17 protein-coding genes and 1 tRNA gene are annotated in these 16,687 nt (G+C 58.9%); 10 read left to right on the top strand and 8 right to left on the bottom strand.

Annotation, left to right across the window (positions count from 1 at the left end):
- Positions 1-3: 3 nt before the first annotated feature.
- Both DA915_RS08335 and DA915_RS08330 read left to right on the top strand, forming a co-directional pair.
- A complete protein-coding gene (locus DA915_RS08335; protein ID WP_107675590.1) occupies positions 4-609 on the top strand; it encodes an ABC-type transport auxiliary lipoprotein family protein in 606 nt (201 codons plus the stop codon).
- Between the two features lie 101 nt (positions 610-710).
- Positions 711-1,676 carry a dienelactone hydrolase family protein gene (locus DA915_RS08330; RefSeq protein WP_107675666.1) on the top strand — a complete coding sequence of 322 codons (966 nt, stop codon included), beginning with the start codon at positions 711-713 and terminating at the stop codon, positions 1,674-1,676.
- A gap of 33 nt (positions 1,677-1,709) precedes the next feature.
- Here the strand turns inward: DA915_RS08330 and DA915_RS08325 are convergent, their stop codons facing one another.
- Positions 1,710-2,147 (bottom strand): PACE efflux transporter, encoded by a 438-nt coding sequence (locus tag DA915_RS08325; protein ID WP_003502966.1) that lies wholly within the window; start codon positions 2,145-2,147, stop codon positions 1,710-1,712.
- Between the two features lie 580 nt (positions 2,148-2,727).
- On the opposite strand from DA915_RS08325, the gene DA915_RS08310 reads away from it, so the two are divergent.
- Entirely contained in the window at positions 2,728-2,976 is a 249-nt protein-coding gene (locus DA915_RS08310) for a hypothetical protein (RefSeq protein WP_003502962.1), read from the top strand.
- A 140-nt stretch (positions 2,977-3,116) separates the two neighbouring features.
- On the opposite strand, the gene DA915_RS28850 is transcribed toward DA915_RS08310, so the two are convergent.
- The 3 genes from DA915_RS28850 to DA915_RS08295 all read right to left on the bottom strand — a co-directional run bounded on the left by DA915_RS28850 (position 3,117) and on the right by DA915_RS08295 (position 4,278).
- Positions 3,117-3,305, bottom strand: a complete 189-nt coding sequence (locus DA915_RS28850) for a hypothetical protein (RefSeq protein ID WP_020012681.1) — start codon at positions 3,303-3,305, stop codon at positions 3,117-3,119.
- A 288-nt stretch (positions 3,306-3,593) separates the two neighbouring features.
- Positions 3,594-3,824, bottom strand: a complete 231-nt coding sequence (locus tag DA915_RS08300) for a hypothetical protein (protein WP_003502959.1) — start codon at positions 3,822-3,824, stop codon at positions 3,594-3,596.
- A gap of 202 nt (positions 3,825-4,026) precedes the next feature.
- Positions 4,027-4,278: a hypothetical protein gene (locus DA915_RS08295; protein ID WP_020812120.1), complete on the bottom strand. Its 252-nt coding sequence runs from the start codon at positions 4,276-4,278 to the stop codon at positions 4,027-4,029.
- A 78-nt stretch (positions 4,279-4,356) separates the two neighbouring features.
- Between DA915_RS08295 and DA915_RS29155 the strand changes: the two genes are divergently transcribed.
- Positions 4,357-5,193, top strand: a complete 837-nt coding sequence (locus DA915_RS29155; RefSeq protein WP_244600696.1) for a hypothetical protein — start codon at positions 4,357-4,359, stop codon at positions 5,191-5,193.
- Between the two features lie 171 nt (positions 5,194-5,364).
- Here the strand turns inward: DA915_RS29155 and DA915_RS08285 are convergent.
- Both DA915_RS08285 and DA915_RS08280 read right to left on the bottom strand, forming a co-directional pair.
- Positions 5,365-5,440 (bottom strand) — tRNA-Lys (locus tag DA915_RS08285).
- 155 nt (positions 5,441-5,595) lie between these two features.
- On the bottom strand, positions 5,596-5,850 hold the full coding sequence (locus DA915_RS08280; RefSeq protein WP_060725837.1) for a GlsB/YeaQ/YmgE family stress response membrane protein: 255 nt from the start codon (positions 5,848-5,850) through the stop codon (positions 5,596-5,598).
- Positions 5,851-5,972: 122 nt separating this feature from the next.
- Between DA915_RS08280 and DA915_RS08275 the strand changes: the two genes are divergently transcribed.
- Entirely contained in the window at positions 5,973-8,642 is a 2,670-nt protein-coding gene (locus tag DA915_RS08275; RefSeq protein ID WP_192886437.1) for a mechanosensitive ion channel family protein, read from the top strand.
- Between the two features lie 397 nt (positions 8,643-9,039).
- Positions 9,040-10,173 (top strand): hypothetical protein, encoded by a 1,134-nt coding sequence (locus DA915_RS08270; RefSeq protein WP_107675589.1) that lies wholly within the window; start codon positions 9,040-9,042, stop codon positions 10,171-10,173.
- A gap of 298 nt (positions 10,174-10,471) precedes the next feature.
- Here DA915_RS08270 and DA915_RS08260 read toward each other — a convergent pair whose 3' ends face one another.
- Entirely contained in the window at positions 10,472-10,693 is a 222-nt protein-coding gene (locus DA915_RS08260) for a hypothetical protein (RefSeq protein ID WP_107675588.1), read from the bottom strand.
- A 61-nt stretch (positions 10,694-10,754) separates the two neighbouring features.
- On the opposite strand from DA915_RS08260, the gene DA915_RS08255 reads away from it, so the two are divergent.
- Positions 10,755-13,268, top strand: a complete 2,514-nt coding sequence (locus DA915_RS08255) for an FAD-dependent oxidoreductase (RefSeq protein WP_003502951.1) — start codon at positions 10,755-10,757, stop codon at positions 13,266-13,268.
- A gap of 160 nt (positions 13,269-13,428) precedes the next feature.
- On the top strand, positions 13,429-14,262 hold the full coding sequence (locus DA915_RS08250) for a response regulator (protein ID WP_107675664.1): 834 nt from the start codon (positions 13,429-13,431) through the stop codon (positions 14,260-14,262).
- A 22-nt stretch (positions 14,263-14,284) separates the two neighbouring features.
- On the opposite strand, the gene DA915_RS08245 is transcribed toward DA915_RS08250, so the two are convergent.
- On the bottom strand, positions 14,285-15,844 hold the full coding sequence (locus DA915_RS08245; RefSeq protein ID WP_107675587.1) for a phospholipase D family protein: 1,560 nt from the start codon (positions 15,842-15,844) through the stop codon (positions 14,285-14,287).
- Between the two features lie 156 nt (positions 15,845-16,000).
- On the opposite strand from DA915_RS08245, the gene DA915_RS08240 reads away from it, so the two are divergent.
- Entirely contained in the window at positions 16,001-16,315 is a 315-nt protein-coding gene (locus tag DA915_RS08240; protein WP_003502944.1) for a helix-turn-helix transcriptional regulator, read from the top strand.
- Positions 16,312-16,668, top strand: coding sequence for an SRPBCC domain-containing protein (locus tag DA915_RS08235; protein WP_107675586.1), 357 nt, complete (start codon positions 16,312-16,314; stop codon positions 16,666-16,668). The genes DA915_RS08240 and DA915_RS08235 overlap by 4 nt, the downstream gene beginning before the upstream one ends.
- Positions 16,669-16,687: the final 19 nt, after the last annotated feature.

Here is a 16,687-nt window from a genome sequence, read left to right as displayed (position 1 = left end):
CCAATGAGACTATCGATGAACGGCCAAAAACGCCGCGCCCTCGTTCTGGCTCCGCTGCTTGCCGCGATGATGGCGGGCTGTGCGGGTGCGCCGAAGAACGATACTTTCGATCTCTCCGTCTCTTCGGCGACGGTGACGCAGGGGCCTTCGCTCAGGAGCCGACAGCTGCTGATCGCCGATCCGACGGCGCTGAAGGCGCTGGACAGTGAGAACATCGTGGTGCGCCTTTCCGGCTCGGAGGTGCAATATCTCGGCAATTCGCAATGGAGCGACCGCCTGCCGCGCATGGTGCAATCCAAGCTCGTGGAAGCCTTCGAGGATACCGGCAAGCTCGGCGGCGTCGGCCGGCCGGGGCAGGGGCTGGCAATCGACTATCAGGTCGTGACCGATATTCGCGCTTTCGAAATCGATACGGCAAAGAACCTCGCCAATATCGAAATCTCGGTGAAGCTGCTGAATGACCGCAACGGCACGGTGAAGGCGCAGGAAGTGTTCCGCGCCAGCGCCCGTGTCAGCGGCTCCGGCAACGCCAGTTTCGTGAAGGCGCTGGATCAGGCCTTCGCCGCCGCCACGCGGGAGATCGTGGCCTGGACACTGAAATCGCTCTAGGCGTTTCAGCGGTCATTGCCGTCAGAAGAAATCGCTTTATGTTTGCGTCAGACCGGTTGCCGATCGGTCCATATGCAATATTGCCGATCCGTGAGTTCGTGATGCGATTTCTGCTGCTGCTTTGCCTTGTGCTTTTCACCCTGTCTGGAGCCGGTGCCGCCATGGCGGCCGGTCTCCGGCTGATCGAGGTTCCAGCCGCGAATGGCAAAGCTGCCATGAAGGCTGCGGTGTGGTCGCCCTGCGCGGCCGCGCCGGTGGAGGTCAGGATTGGCCCCTTCCTTTTACCCGCTGTCAGGGATTGCCCTGTGCCCGAAGGGAAATATCCGCTCGTCGTCATCTCTCATGGTTTTGGCGGCACCTATTTCAGCCATCGGGACACGGCGGCGGCGCTGGCGGATGCCGGCTTCATTGTCGCAGCGATCAATCACCCCGGAGACAATGCGCTTGAAATGCAGAAGACGGGTGAACTTTCCGCGCTGACGGGCCGGCCGGCGGATATTTCCCGATTGCTGGATCATCTGCTCGCTGGCTTTAGCGAAGCCGGTTCCATCGATGCCGGGCGGATCGGCGTTTTCGGATTTTCGCGTGGCGGTTATACCGCGCTGGTGCTTGCCGGCGGCACTCCCGACTTTGCCAATGCCGCGCTGCCCTGTCCGGACCCGCAGGCGCCGATTTGCGCGCAGATGCGGCAGAAGACGACATTACCGCAGCACGGCGGTCAGGATGCACGTGTGAAGGTTGTGGTTGCTGCCGACCCGTTGAATGCCTTTCCCGGCGCGGGCGACCTGAAGAATATCACGATCCCGGTCCAGCTCTGGAGTTCGGAACGCGGTGGCGACGGTGTCGCGCCGCAGGATGTTTTGCGGCTGCGCGGCGATCTGCCGGCGAAACCGGACTATCGGATGGTGAAAGGGGCGGGGCACTTTTCGTTTATCGCCCCTTGCCCCGCCGAAATGGAAAAGGCCGTGCCCCAGATTTGCAGCGATGCGGCTGGCTTCGACCGGGTGGAGTTCCATCGCGGCTTCAACGCCGATGTCGTCAGCTTCTTCAAGGCATCGCTGCGCTGAGGCGCTGCCCTAGCGTGCAGTGGAAGCCGTCGATCAGACGGCGTCCTGCTGCGACTTCCATTCCGGAAGGGGGAAAACCCGGTCGTAGCTCCAGTTGAAGACAAAAGCATAGACCACGTAAAACAGCGCAAACGAGATATCCATCACCAGTGCGTGGGCAAGGCTGATATTCAGATACCAGGCAATGAAGGGCATCAGCACGATCAGGAGGCCCAGTTCGAACAGCACGGCATGGGCGACCCGAAGAGCGGGCGTCTTCAGCGTCGTGCCTTTCAGCCGCTGCATGGCGTGGTCGAAGCCGAGATTATAGACATAGTTCCAGACCGTCGCCAGCGTGGCGCTGACGAGGCCGACAATGCCGATATCTTCCATAGGCATGCCAAAGAGCAGTGCGCCCAAGGGAATGACGAGCAGAAGGCCGATGATTTCGAAACTGAGGGCGTGGCGGATACGATCTTGCAGGGAACGCATTTCATTCTCCGGTATGTGACCGGGCCGTCCCGCATGCTGTCGCCGATATGGCCGAGGTCGTCCTCGCGCTGGGTCATATAGAACCTTTGGGCGGAATTTTCAAGCGCTGCGCATTTGGGGGGGCTGGGAGTGTTCCGCCTGTTTCCTCTCTCGGGCGGGGAGAAGAAAACGCGCGGCAACGCGTTCGTTTCTCTCGCGCGCACCAACGAAACCGTGATCGGAACAAGACCGGCGCATTTTCGTTATCGCTTATGGAAGGAGGCGTGCCATGCAGCAGAATTCCTCTGAAGGAAGAACGATCAAGGCCGCCAACACGGCGAAGGTTTCGACTTACACGCCAAGCCTCATTTCCCTTAAGGGAAGCTATGTGGCGATGATATTTCGCAGACCGCTTTGCCGAAATCCGCTGGATGTGCGGAAGAAATAAGGGCAGGGGAATCTGCCTGTTACTTGGCCCCGCACATTGATGACGACGACTGCCGAAATGATCGAGAGCTTTAGATGTCTCTAAAGTGTGATTTTCAATCCGGCCCGTCTCCACTTAGACTGGAGATCGCCACAAGAGCGAAGGGAGAATGACATGAAATCAGTTCTCATTATCGCCGCTGTCTTTGGTTTTTCCGCCAGTGCAGCGCTTGCGGAATGCGCAGGTCATCAACAGATCAACGCTTCCGTTCCTGCCGTAGACCGTGAATTCAAAACTGCAAGCATCGTTCCGCCGACGGACCCGGTCGAGAAGCCTGTCGTCATCCTGAAAAAGACCGACCGCCTTCCGGCTGCGGTTGCGACGACCGGTGAGCCCGAAGCCGCAATGCAGCGCATGCAATAGACAGAATAATAACCTCTTCATTCAGAAATCCCGTGCGTGAGGTGATCCGCACGGGATTTTGCTTTTTGAAAACGAGGGGAGGCAGGAATGCTAACGGTAAAGGCCTGCTTCGCGAGCCTTCTCCGGCATTTCCAGGGCGACTAGCTGTCGAGTTTCAGCGACAGCTGTTTCGGCCCTTCGTTCTTTTTCAGCACGTAAAGCGGCCGGGTGATGATGACTTCCGTTCGCCGTTGCAGTTCGCGGCGTCGTTCGAGCGCGCGCTCGCGCATGTCGCGGGAGCGGGCGACGACGGAAAGGGCATTTTCTATGGTTGCGTCTGCTGTGTTCATCGCTGACCTCCATAATGTTCACTTTATGTTCTCATTATTGGTGGCTTGTGTCAACACTATGGCAGGGTTGCGGGCAGGTAATCGATACGTCCCGCCACGCTGGGCACGGCGGCGCGAAAGGCTGCGTGGGAGGCGTCGCCGTATGGGATTGGCTTTGCTCCACGCGGAGACCTTCACGACACGAATCTGTTCCGGCAGTGTCGACAGGGACACTCCGGGCCAGCTACGTCGATTTTCACGATGATGTTTCGAAGGCGCGGGGCTGATCCGCCCGGCTTCAGGAGGGGATCAGGAGAGGGGACGTTGATCCGGCGCGGGAAGGCCGCCGGCGGTCAAGAGATCGGTGAGATGCTCGCTGGCGAGCGCGACGATGGCAAGGGCGGCCTGCTGGCGGTTCCAGCCGGCATGTTCCGCTTTTTCGATCAGCCCTTGAATGGAAGGCTCCAGCGCGAACTGGCACTCTGCCTGATAGTCCATGGTGTCGATCGAAAGCGACGGGGAATTGATTGCGGCCCGCATCCTTTGGTCTCCCTGTTTTCCGGCATGCCATCATACGCAAGACGCAAATCGGAACATGCACATTCAGAGGCCGGTGATATCGGGTATGGTCATGAGGCCCGCATATCACTGGCAGCGAATCCCCCAGCAGGCGGACGTTAACGGTAAGTCTTGATCGCTGTCAACGAGCGTGGGGTGGCAGGGGATGTCGCCATGCTCGTTTTCAGAGCCTTCCGCTCCGGAAAGGCTTTCGCCGCCAGATCAGCAGCGCCATCACGTAAAGCGCAAAAAGCACGAACCATGTGACGGGCAGCACCATGAAAAGCGCCGCATAAGCGCAGTTTCCCTCAAAACAGGAGCCGAGAAATCCGGAATCGGCAAGCGCTGCCGACAATAAAAACGCACATATCCCGCTCCCGACTGCGCCGAGAATGAAAAGCAATATGTTGATGAACAATCTCATGACCCCGATCATAGGGATGATTGAGACAGCTTTGGGGAAACGGCGTCACGGCGAGACCTATATTCACCGTTTCGGCAGCCTTGAGAAGGAATGAAGATCTTTTCCAGCCGCAACGAATTGACGAAAACATTAAGTCGAATTTTAAATATGACTCGCGTTTTACGGGAATTCTGGTTTTATTACTTCGGGGTTATAAATGGGGATTTTCAGATGATCAGGGTCGTTTTTATTACGCTCGCATTTTTTCTCTTCGCCATACCGCCGTCTGTTGCTCAGGATACAGCTCCTGACTGGAAAAAATTTGGTTCCGAATATTTGACCTATAATGGTCAGGCCCTGACGTTCGACGCGGCAGACCTGCAGCGCCACCAGAACCGCTTGCGTTGCGTTAAAATGAATAATTACGGATGCGTTATGGGGAGAAGCTGGCAAGGGACAGCCGGCAACGACAGGGCCGGTCATGCCATCTTCGAGCATCCGAAATGGTCAGTACGCGCAGTTGTCCGGGATTATTGCTCGAAGAACCGCAGGGGATTGCGATCTGCAATGCAGATTGCCGAGACCTATTCGCCCTGGTGCGACACGCTCGGCACCGTCGGAGTTCGAAACGGCTGGGGCAGATCATGTACTGGCGGTCCGCAGCCGCCTGCGGGCTTCAAAGGTCCTCTCTGCGCAAAACCCGCAAACGGCACTCCGGCGGCCGGCCAGTGCGGAAGCTGCAATTGCCCCGATGGCGTTGCGCGGGGCATGGCGGCCAGCGTGAACGTCGGGATCAATGACAATCTTGCGCTTTTTGGTGCTGACGGCTCACCGAATGTCGGCAATCTGGTTGCCGTTCTCGGAAGCAAATTCCGGCGGGAGACCGGTTTTGCGGTCAATGAAGGGTTGATCAAGGAAGGTATCGAGCTGGCGGGGCAATGCCGCTGACAGGCTTTTTGCTCCGCGTGAACAATGCGCTTTGGAAATGCTGACAGAGGCGGCGCAAGCCGCCTTTTTAACGGACGGCGTCAAGGCTCGCAGCTTGCCCCCGGGGCATCATCGGCCCGTATGGCCGACGCTGGCTGCGTCCGTTAATTTTATGATAAATCAAGGAGTTAATGGTGGGTGATGTAGGGCTCGAACCTACGACCCGCTGATTAAGAGTCAGCTGCTCTACCAACTGAGCTAATCACCCGACCGGCACCGTGTGGCGGTGTGAGGGGGCGTATAAAGGGGAAGTTTGGGCTTGTCCAGCGCGGAAATGAAATTTCTTCGATTTTTGTGACGAAAAAATTTCAGTCGCGCTGGAAAAGCCTGGAAATCCGGGGTTTTACGGATTTTTCCTTTTATTCATCCGCGTCTGAAAGCCCGGCCGATAAGGATGAGGATGCAGGCGCCGATGAAGCCGGCGATGAGATAACCGAGCCAACCTTGCAGAACGATTCCAAATAGCGAAAGGATGGCGTTGGCGACGATCGCGCCGACGATTCCAAGAAGGATGTTCATGAAAACACCCATATTGCTTTTCATGAATTGTTCGGCGAGCCACCCGGCGACACCACCGATGATGATGGCTGCGATCCAGCCAATGCCAGCAGATTCCATGATTTCCTCCCATGTTGCTGCATCATCAAAGGTGATGATTCCCGTGGTGAAAAGCAAGGCAAACTCCTGAAAACCTCGCTTTATGCGGGTGGTTTTCCGCGCGGCAGGCGCTAAATAGCCTGATGCGGCGCAAAGAGACGAAAGGCATGGATGTGCGGTTGATGTTGGGCGGATTGATGGACGGCAAACGGGTGTTCGACGGCTTGACGCGGGATCGGCGGCAAAGGACCGCAATAGCGGCGATAATGGCCATCGTGCTGTTCCTGGTCGGCGGTCTTTTGTCGGCAATGCCCGCCTCGGCGCAGGAGGGAACGACATCGCCCGCCCCAGTGGCGATCCAGGCTTCGACCGTCGAACAGGCGAGGGCGGAGCTGGAGAAATGGAAGGCCGATGTCGCGGCAATCGCCCGGCAGGTGGAAGCGGGCGGCAGCGACGACGTGCAGCTTGTGGACCTCAAGGGACGGGCCGATACCATTGCCGCAGATGCGGCCGCCGCCAACACCAAGCTGCGCACCCGTCTCGACCAGATCAAGACCCGGCTGGATGCGCTGGGTGCGGCGCCTGCGGACGACCAGCCGCCGGAAGCCAGCATGGTGACGGAAGAGCGAAACCGGCTGACGGCGGAACGGGCCGAGGTGAATGCGATTGCCGGCGAGGTGGAGAGCACGGCCACCAATGCCGCGCAGATCTCCAACAATATCACCGCCGTTCGCCGGGCGCTTTTCGCCGCCACGCTGTTCAAGCGCACGGAAGTTTCGGCGCAGACGCTGGGCGATGCGTCCTCCGCCTTTCTGACCGAGCTGACCAACCTGAACAACGCTTTCAGCGGCTGGGCGAGTTTCGTCTGGAATTACAAGCGCCTGCCGATGTTCGGGGCCGTGACGCTGTCGATCATGGCGGCGCTCCTGTTTCTGGTGGGTGGTTACCGCTTTTTCGGCAGCCGCATGGACCGGCGGGCGTTTACGGGCGAGCCTTCCTATCTGAGACGGCTTTCGGTGGCCTTCTGGTCCACCATGGTGCAGTCGCTGTCGCTTTTCCTGTTTCTCGTCACCTCGGCGTTTTTCCTCGATAATTTCAACGTGCTGCGGTCTGATATCGCGCCGATCCTGTTCGGGGCCATGGCGGTCACGGGCTTCGTTTATTTCGTGTCGCGGCTGAGCTATGCGATCTTTGCGCCGACGCAGTCGGAATGGCGTCTGCTGCAGGTTTCCAATCGCGGCGCACACACGCTGTCCTCGGCCGTGCTGCTGATGGCGCTCGTCAACGGGCTCGATTATCTGTTCGGCACGATCAGCGAGACGCTGTATTCGCCGCTGATCGTCACCGTTGCCAAGAGTTTCGTCGCCTCGATCATTATCGGCCTTATCCTGCTCACCGTGTCGTTCCTGCGGCCGGTCATCGGCGAAGGGCAGGATTACGAGACCGGTAACCAGCGACTGCCGCGCTGGCTCGTCATTCTGCTGCGGGTTGGCGGTCTCGTTCTCATCGGCGCCTGCCTGACGGGTTATGTCGGTCTTGCGCGCTTCCTCGCCACGCAGATCGTCGCCACCGGCGCGGTGCTGGCGACGATGTATATCGGCATTCTCTCCGGCAAGGCGATTTCACGGCAGGGGGCCTTTTCGGAATCCCTTGCTGGCCGTTATCTCGGACGACGGTTCGGCCTCGGCCCGGTAGCGCTCGATCAGGCCGGTCTTGCCGCCGGGCTCGGCATCTATGCGGTAGCGCTTGCGTTCGGCGTGCCGCTGATCCTGTTTTCCTGGGGTTTCCAGCCGGGCGATATTGAAAGCTGGGCCTATCGCCTGCTGACCGGCATCACCGTCGGAAATGCCTCGATTTCGCTGATCGGCCTCTTTGGCGGTGTTCTCGTCTTCGCCATCGGTTATATCATCACCCGCTGGTTCCAGAAGTGGCTGGACAACAACGTCATGGCGCGCGGGCAGGTGGATGCCGGGGTGCGCAACTCGGTCAAGACAGGTATCGGTTATCTCGGTATCGCAGTTGCGGCCATCTTCGGTGTCTCTTCGGCCGGTCTCAACCTTTCGAGCCTGGCGCTGGTGGCTTCTGCCCTTTCGGTCGGTATCGGTTTCGGCCTGCAGAACATCGTCTCGAACTTCGTCTCCGGCCTCATCCTGTTGGTCGAGCGCCCCTTCAAGGTGGGGGACTGGGTGGTGACAGGCACGACGGAGGGCACCGTCAAGCGGCTTTCCGTGCGCGCCACCGAGATCGAGACGTTCCGCGGCCAGTCGATCATCGTGCCGAATTCCGAATTCATCAATTCCTCTGTTGGCAACTGGACGCATCGCAACCGCATCATGCGCGCCGAAATCCCGGTTTCCGTGTCTTACGATTCCGATCCGCAGAAGGTCATGGATATTCTGCTGGAACTCGTGCGCGCCCAGCCGCCGGTGCTGCGCAATCCCGAGCCGCATGTGGAATTCCTGCGCTTCGGCGATTTCTCGCTGGATTTCGAACTGCGTTTCCATCTCGCCGATCTGTCGAACGGGCTTGGCGTGAAAAACGCGCTGCGCATCGCCATCCTCCAGCGCTTCCGGGAGGAGGGGATCGACATCCCGTTCCCGCAGCGCAACCTCAATATTCACGTCGAAGGCGACGCCAATCCGCAGATGCTGGCGGCGCTGCTTTCGGAAGAGGGCGACAAGGCGGTGGTGGCCCATACGGGTGCGGCATCGCCCGTTGCCGGCAATGCGCCGGAAAAGGATGCCGGCAAGGCGGGCGACAAGACTGTTGCGGAACAGCCACCGGCGGCAAAAGCGGCCGGAAAGGACAAGTGAGCGGCTGCGGCTGGTATCAGTCCGGACGGGTGCGGGGCAGGCCTCGCATCCGACTGTCTTGCGGTGAATGATGGGCGCGCCGGGGCGGCTTTTACTTGATGGAGGCCGGATATGCCCGACTGCCGTCATGAAAATATAATCAGAATACCCGTAATGACTGTATTGTTGTGTAAACTGTAAGTTGATATATTGTGGTTATTATTTAGTTTATTTCTTTTCTGTCGGGGTTCAAATGCCGGATCCAATCGATGAGAATGCCCAGCCTGCCCAGCCTGCCCAGCCTGCCCAGCCTGCCCAGCCTGCCCAGCCTGCCCAGCCTGCCCAGCCTGCCCAGCCTCCGGGCCCGGTTTCGGCGAAAACATCTCTTCGGGAAAGACTGAAGGGTTTTTGGGCGTGGATGCAGCCCCACGCCGCCCGGCTGTCCCTTCTGACGGCGGGGGTCGTTATCGGCTCGGCGGGTCTGTTTTTCCTGATGGGCGAGACGGATGTCACCGACGATTACCTGCCCAAACGCTGGAACGAATCCATCCGCCGGTTGGGCATCGAGCCGGTCTATCCTCCGCAGGAGGATATTTATGTCGGAGACATTATCGCCGAAATTGTCGATTCAGGGCATAAATTCAAGTCTTTACCTCCCGATCTTGAAAGTGAGTCCTTCATCGGCCGTTACGTCAAGATAACCCAGATACCAAATTTGCGGGGTTATCTCGGCGTGAAGTCGGAGGCGCCCTATTTCGGCGACAGCACCTGGCTGGAGGACAAGAAGACGCTCTCGGTTGCTCAACCCCGTGCGGAGATTGCAACGGATGGAACCACCTCGGGCCTGCAGGTGAAGGACGCGCTTTTTCCCGTCATCAAGATTGAGCGCAAGGAAGGCATGGCGGGGCTTCTGCGCAATATCGCCTTCGGTGGCGCACGGGCGGATGTCGAGGAAATCGAACTTCAGAATGTTCAGACCTACGCGATCAACCCTTTCCATGCGCAAAATGCGCTGATGGCGTTTTGCAATGACAAAGACACCAAGGTCTATTGTGCCGACGAATATCTTCGCGAGAAATTGTCCTATATTCTCAGCCGCGACATTTTGAGAACCGGGGATACGGAGGATTGTGGTCCGCGTTATATTTACGATATCCGCCTGCTGGTTGTGCGCCAGGCGTTTCTGACGCGCGGCGTCAAGGTTACCAACGGACGGGGCCGCTCGGCTTTTCTGGATGCGGGGGGTAACAGGGGAGACCCCGAAAAGGGTATGTCCGATGCCGCTGAGGCTGCGACCATCGCGCCGCAGGGCAAGCAGCCCGGGGCCAAAAAAATGGCCGATAGTGACAACAGCATTCACAGCACAAACAGCTCTGGCCTGTTTTCCGATCGCCAGTTTGCGCGGCCGCTCGTCATAGGCTTTAACAGCGTTTCCATAGGCATGCGCAACAGCACGCCTGCCTGGCTGGATGCCGCAGCAAAGGCGGCCGCCGGCAAGGAAGTTAAAGACAGCGCCAGGATTTGTGCGTCTTCGCAGGAGGTTGCGAATTGAGACGGGTCATTTTTCTCTTCGGTATGTTTTTTCCGGTTTTAGCAAGTGCGCAGGATGTCGTTCGCCCGTCTGTGACTGCAGGGGGCCTTGAGCAATTCACCACTGATTGTATCTATCGCATTCCGCCTTGTGGCGGCGGTGGCTATCCACCGCCACCGCCTCCGCCCGGTGGGGGCGGTGGGATACACAATCTGCCAGGTGGTCCTGTCTTCAAGGACTCGATCATCGTTCCGGGCAATGATGTCCTCAAGGGTTTGAAACTGGACGGCCCGGATGTGCGGGGGCTGCAAATGCAGCTTCAGAACCGATAGTCGGCAAGTCCGGCCCGTGGCCTGCCTTTTGGTCGCGGGTCGTCATCCCGGTCTGTTTCGGCCGGATATTTCTCGATATCTTTGCTGCCGTCTCTGCAAGAGGCGGCGGCAATAAGAAAGCCCACCCCGGTGGAGGCAATTTCTTCCCTGTCGCAGCACCCTATGGCCATGTCGCAATCAGGCGGCTGAACGGTCGACAAGCGCTTCATATTCCTCCCATCCAATGTCGGCGGAATAAGGCAAGGCCGGCGCTTTTCAGGGGTTCTGTAAATGAAGACACATGCACGGGCGGTGGTGATCGGTGGCGGCGTCGTCGGCGTTTCGACGCTTTATCATCTTGCCAAGAAGGGCTGGAGCGACAGCGTTCTCATCGAGCGCAAGGAGCTCACCTCGGGTTCCACCTGGCATGCCGCCGGGCTTCTGCCGCTGTTCAACATGAGCTATTCGGTCGGCCAGATCCACAAATATTCCGTCAAGTTCTATGAGGAGCTTCAGGAAGAGACCGGCATGAATGTCGGCTTCTCCAAGGTCTCCAATATCCGTCTCGCCCGCACCAAGGATCGCTGGGACGAATATATGTATTATGCCGGCATCGCCGAGACCATCGGTGTGCGGGTCAACATGCTGACACCGGAGCAGGTGAAGGAAATCTGGCCGCTCTGCGAGACAGACGGCCTGCTGGGCGCCATCCAGCATCCGGATGACGGTTATATCCAGCCTGCCGATCTGACGCAGGCGCTGGCCAAGGGTGCGCGTGATCGTGGCGCGACCATCTATCGCAACACCACCGTCACCGCCATCGAGCAGCTGGAAGATGGTCACTGGAAGGTGACAACCGACAAGGGCGAGATCATCGCCGAACATATTATCTCCTGCACGGGCTCCTTTGCCCGCAAGACCGGCGAGATGGTCGGCATCAACATTCCGGTCATTCCGGTCGAACATCAGTATATCGTTACCGAGCCGCACCCGGCCATTCAGGAACGTCGCCGCCAGGGCCTGCCGGAAATGGGCGTCCTGCGCGAATCCGACTCGGCCTGGTATATGCGCGAAGAAGCGGGCGGCCTGATCCTCGGTCCTTACGAAGTCGGCGCACCGGTCTGTTATGTCGACGGCCCCTCCGATGACAGCGAATATGAGCTGTTCCAGGAGGAACTCGACCGCCTGATGCCGCATATCGAAACCGCCATGGTGCGTGTTCCGGCCTTCGGCGAAGTGGGCATCAAGAAGGTCTATAACGGTGCTATCGCCTATACGCCCGACGGCAACCCGATTGTCGGTCCCGCACCGGGCCTGAAGAATTTCTGGCTGAACGAAGGACATTCCTTCGGCATCACCGCCGCCGGCGGCGCTGGCTGGCAGCTGGCCGAATGGATCGTCGACGGCGAGCCGACGCTCGACCTGATGGGTGTCGATCCGCGCCGCTTCGGGCCTTACGCAACGGAAGGTTACCTCATCGCCAAGAACGAGGAAGCCTACGCCAACGTCTTCACCATGCATTATCCGGATGAGGAGCGTTCCGCCGCCCGTCCGCTGAAGACCACGCCGGTTTATGACCGCCTGAAGAAGCTCGGCGGCGTGTTCGGCTCGGTTTATGGCTGGGAACGTGCCAACTGGTATGCGCCGGAAGGTTATTCGCTGCGCGAGGAAGATCTCGGCGTCGGTGCCGATGTCATCACCAGCCACAATCATGCGCCGGCTCTGGATGATGGCCGTATCGTTGAAAAATGGTCCTTCCGTCGCTCGAATTATTTCGAACATGTCGGCAACGAGGTGAAGAACGTTCACCAGAATGTTGGCGTGCTTGATATGTCCGCCTTCGCGAAGATGGAGGTTTCCGGCCCCGGTGCACGGGCATGGCTCGACAGCATTCTCGCCAACATCGTGCCGAAGAAGCGCGGCCGTATCGCGCTCACCCATCTTCTGACGCCGACTGGCGGCGTGAAGGCGGAATTCACCGTCTATGAGTGGGCGCCGGGCCGCTTCTACATGGTTTCGGCCGGTGGTCTCGAGACGCATGACCATGACGTGCTGCGCCGCCTTGCGCCCACTGACGGATCCGTGGTGCTGCAGCCGATCACGCAGAAATACGGCGTGCTGGTTTTGGCCGGTCCGAAGTCGCGCGATCTCCTGAAGAAGCTCACTCGCACCAGCCTTGATAACAAGGATTTCCCCTGGCTCACCGGCAAGCAGATTTCCGTCGGCGTGGCGACGGCGCATGCGCTGCGCGTCAACTTCGTGGGCGAACTGGGCTGGGAACTGCACCATCCGATCGAGATGCAGAACTACATCTTCGACCGGCTGATGGAAGCGGGCGCCGAATTCGGCATCAAGCCTTTCGGTATTCGCGCCATGGTGTCCATGTCGCTCGAAAAATCCTACCGCAATATGGGCCGCGAACTGTCGGTCGAATATAACGCCTATGAATCCGGTCTCGACCGCTTCGTGCGCCCGGAAAAATCCTTCATCGGTCGCGATGCGCTGGTGGCTTACAAGGAAGCCGGCGCGAAATGGGTGTTCTCGACGCTGACCGTGTCTGGCAATACGGATGTCGATGCGCGCGGTTCGGAAGCAATCGTCGATGAAAACGGCGTGCTTGCCGGCCGCGTGACAAGCGGCGGTTTCGGCTGGCGCATGGGCAAGTCAATTGCGCTCGCCATGCTCAAGCCGGATTATGCGGCCGTCGGCACCAAGCTCAAGATCCGCATTCTCGGCACGTCCTATGATGCCGAAGTGGTTGAAGAGAGCCCGTTCGACACCGAAAATGCGCTTCTGCGCGTATAAGACCACATCCCCTCCCAAAGTCGGAATACGGCCCCTCGCGGGCCGTATTTCCTTTTAAGTAAGCATGTGCTCAACTGGCTTTCACGCAAAAGTGTTATTAATCATTCTGAAAAATGAGCCTGCTATCTTTCCCTGACATACGATGGGGGATCGGGGCAGAATGAATTTCCTGGGCATTACGGGCATGCAATATTCTGGCGTGCCTTTTACCAACAGCCGCATCTTGCTGGCGGAAGATACAAATGTGTTCACCCAGATGGTGAGCATGCGCCTGAATGAATTACTGGGCGTTACCGTGGAAGTGTGCCGCAATTTCGAGGAGTTGCAGGCCTGTTACGAACATTCTCCCGAACCGGTGACGCTGGCGATTTCCAACATCAACCTGCCGGGGGCGGAAAAGGGCGAGGCGCTGGAATATCTGATCGATCTTTCGATCCCGACCATCGTTTTCACCAGCACCTTTCACGAGGGGACGCGCGAAACGCTGATCGCCAAGGATGTGGTCGATTATATCCTGAAGGACAATATTTTCGCCGTGGATATGCTGACGGAATCCGTCTGCCGCTTTCTCACCAACCACCGCCACCATGTGCTTATCGTTGATGACAGCCCGACGGCGCGGGCGCTGCTTTCGAGCCGTCTCAAGCGCTATAATTTCCGCGTCAGCCTGGCAGATAGCGGCGCCAAGGCGCTCGAAATCCTGAAGGCCAATTCCGATATTGGCCTCGTGGTGACCGACTATAACATGCCCGACATTGACGGCTTCGAACTGACGCGGCGCATCCGCACCGTGCGCGGGTCGCATGAGCTGCGCATCATCGGCGTGTCTTCCTCCACCAACCGGCTGCTTTCCGCACGGTTCCTGAAGGCGGGCGGCAATGATTTCATGCTGCGGCCCTTCATCGACGAGGAGTTCTATTGCCGCGTCAATCAGAACCTCGATACGCTGGTTCAGATACGGCTGGCGAAAGCGGGGGTAAGGCCGGCGGCCTGAAGAGGAGCGGCGTGACGGCCTGTCAAAGCTGCGATTCAAACGGCAGGAAGCGCATGATACCGGCGACGATGCGGCGGCTGATGGCGGCGTCGGGTTCGCGCCGGTAGGTTTTCGTCCGCCCCTGTTCTTCCGTCATCCAGACAATGTGCCTGCCTTTGTCGATTTCCAGCTCGAAGCTCATGGTGCGGCGGATTTCGTCGGCGAATATCTCATCCATGCGGGCAACCAGCGGGGCTGAGTTGAACACGACGCCCATTTCCGTATTGAGCGAGGCGGAGCGTGGATCGAAGTTGAGCGAGCCGATATAGCCGCTCTTGCCATCACGGGTGAAGGCCTTGGTGTGTAGGCTCGCCTGTCCCGAGCCGCGCAGGGTGAAGTTCGACTGATCCGCCTGCGCGCGCAGCTCATGCAGATGCACCCCGCCGGAGAGAAGCGGTTTTCGATAGCGGGCATAACCGGCGTGAACGGCGGCAACATCGGTCGCCGCCAGCGAATTGGTGAGGATGGCGACTGACACGCCATTTTCGGCGAGTTGCAGGAATATTCCCACCCCCTGTTTGCCGGGAATGAAATAGGGGGAGGTGATGTGCAGGCTGTCACCCGCCGCCTGCATCAGCGGCAGCAGGCTCTCCATCAGGAAGTTATGACCCTTGCGGCGTTTGCCCGCCGCTTTCTCCGGTGGGTCGGCGAGGATATCCGCCGCCTCGACCCAGTGCAGACGGTCCGACATCAGGAAATGGTCGCGGCCATGCTGGCTTTCGACGCGTTCCAGATAGGGTTTGGCCGCCTCGCTTTTCGGCAGGGCATCCAGTTCGCGGCGCAATTTGGCGAGTTTGTTTGGCCGTCTTGCCAGAAGCGACCGAACGGGAACGGAAACGGCGCTGTTCCAGTAATCGTCGAATATTTCGGTGGCGTCGGCGACGATCCTGCCGAAACCGAGAATATCGAAATCATGGAAATTCGCGCGCTCGGCGGCATCGAAATAGGCGTCGCCAATATTGCGTCCGCCGACGATCACGGCCCGCCCATCGGCAATCCACGCCTTGTTATGCATGCGCCGGTTGACGCTTCGGAAACGCAGCACCAGTTCGATGCCTCGATGCAGCATGTTTTCCCGTGCCCGGGTGGGATTGAACAGCCTGAGTTCGATATTGGGGTGGCTGTCGATGGCGTGGAAGATACGGTCTGAGATGGAAACGCCGAGATCGTCGAGGAGCAGACGCACGCGCACACCGCGATCGGCGGCGGCGATGACTTCGCGCATCATCAGCCGTCCGGTCAGGTCGGCATTCCACATGTAATACATGAGATCGAGGCTGCGCCCCGCCGCCCGGGCCGCCGCCACGCGCACCGCAAAGGCATCTAGATTGGAATGTAAGAGGCAGAGCGCATTCTTCTCGTTCCAGCCGTTTCGGATCGATTGCCAGTGCCGGTCCAGCGCCGTTTCATCTTCGGCAACGGGCAGGGCGGTGGAAGGGCGCTTGGGAATGGCCTTTTCCCGCTGCTTGCCGATGACGACGAACAGGCTTGGTCCTATGACCAGGAGAAGAATGATGATGATGAAGACCGTAAATGCAGTCACTTGTTTTGATCGCTCCCGGCCCGAAGAGTATCAGGCGCAGTGAAAACGCGCGAGGGGAGAAAGCGTTCACGGAATTGGACGCTGTGGATGAAAAACGCTGCCTTCCGCCCGCCGAAGGGACTTGTGAATAAGATAAGTGTGTGCTTATGTGTCGTCATGACTGAGAATGATATTTTCCGTGCGCTGGCCGATCCGACACGTCGCGCCATTTTCGAAAAACTGGCGGACGGCGCCATGAACGCTTCCGCCTTGCGCGAAGGCATCGAGATTAGCCAGCCGGCCATGTCGCAGCATCTTTCTGTCCTGCGCGGGGCGGGGCTGGTGGTTGAAAGACGGCAGGGCCGTTTCGTCAATTATGAGGTCGATCCGGGAGGATTGACCCGCATTGCGGCATGGCTCGCCAAATATCGCGCCTACTGGCCGCAGCGCATCGAGGCTCTGAAGCTCCTGCTGAAGGATATGGATCAATGAACAGGCAAACACCGGAAGCGCCGAGAAATGGTCTGGAGCTTGAATATGATCTGGACGAGCCGCCGCAGAAAGTGTGGCGTGCGATCAGCATTCCCGCCTTTCGCGAGCACTGGTTGCCGAGGCAAGCCCTGGCGGAACCAGAGGCGATAAAATCCACGCCGGGGCAGGAGGTCTGCTACCGGCTGCGGGAGGATCATCCGCCATTTCTGGAAAGCACCGTCACGTTCCAGATCGCAGCGAATGACCGTGGCGGCACCAACCTGCGTATCATTCATGACCTGCCCGTAAATACCGGCCGCATGACGAAGGCCGCCGCAAACCACAACGGTTCGCCGATCAAGCTCGCAGCCTGATCCGGCACGTTTCCCGATA

Source organism: Agrobacterium sp. LAD9 (assembly GCF_003031125.1).
GTDB classification, from domain to species: domain Bacteria; phylum Pseudomonadota; class Alphaproteobacteria; order Rhizobiales; family Rhizobiaceae; genus Agrobacterium; species Agrobacterium radiobacter.
Note: the sequence above shows the minus strand (reverse complement) of the source record. Positions and strands in the feature narration are given on the sequence as shown.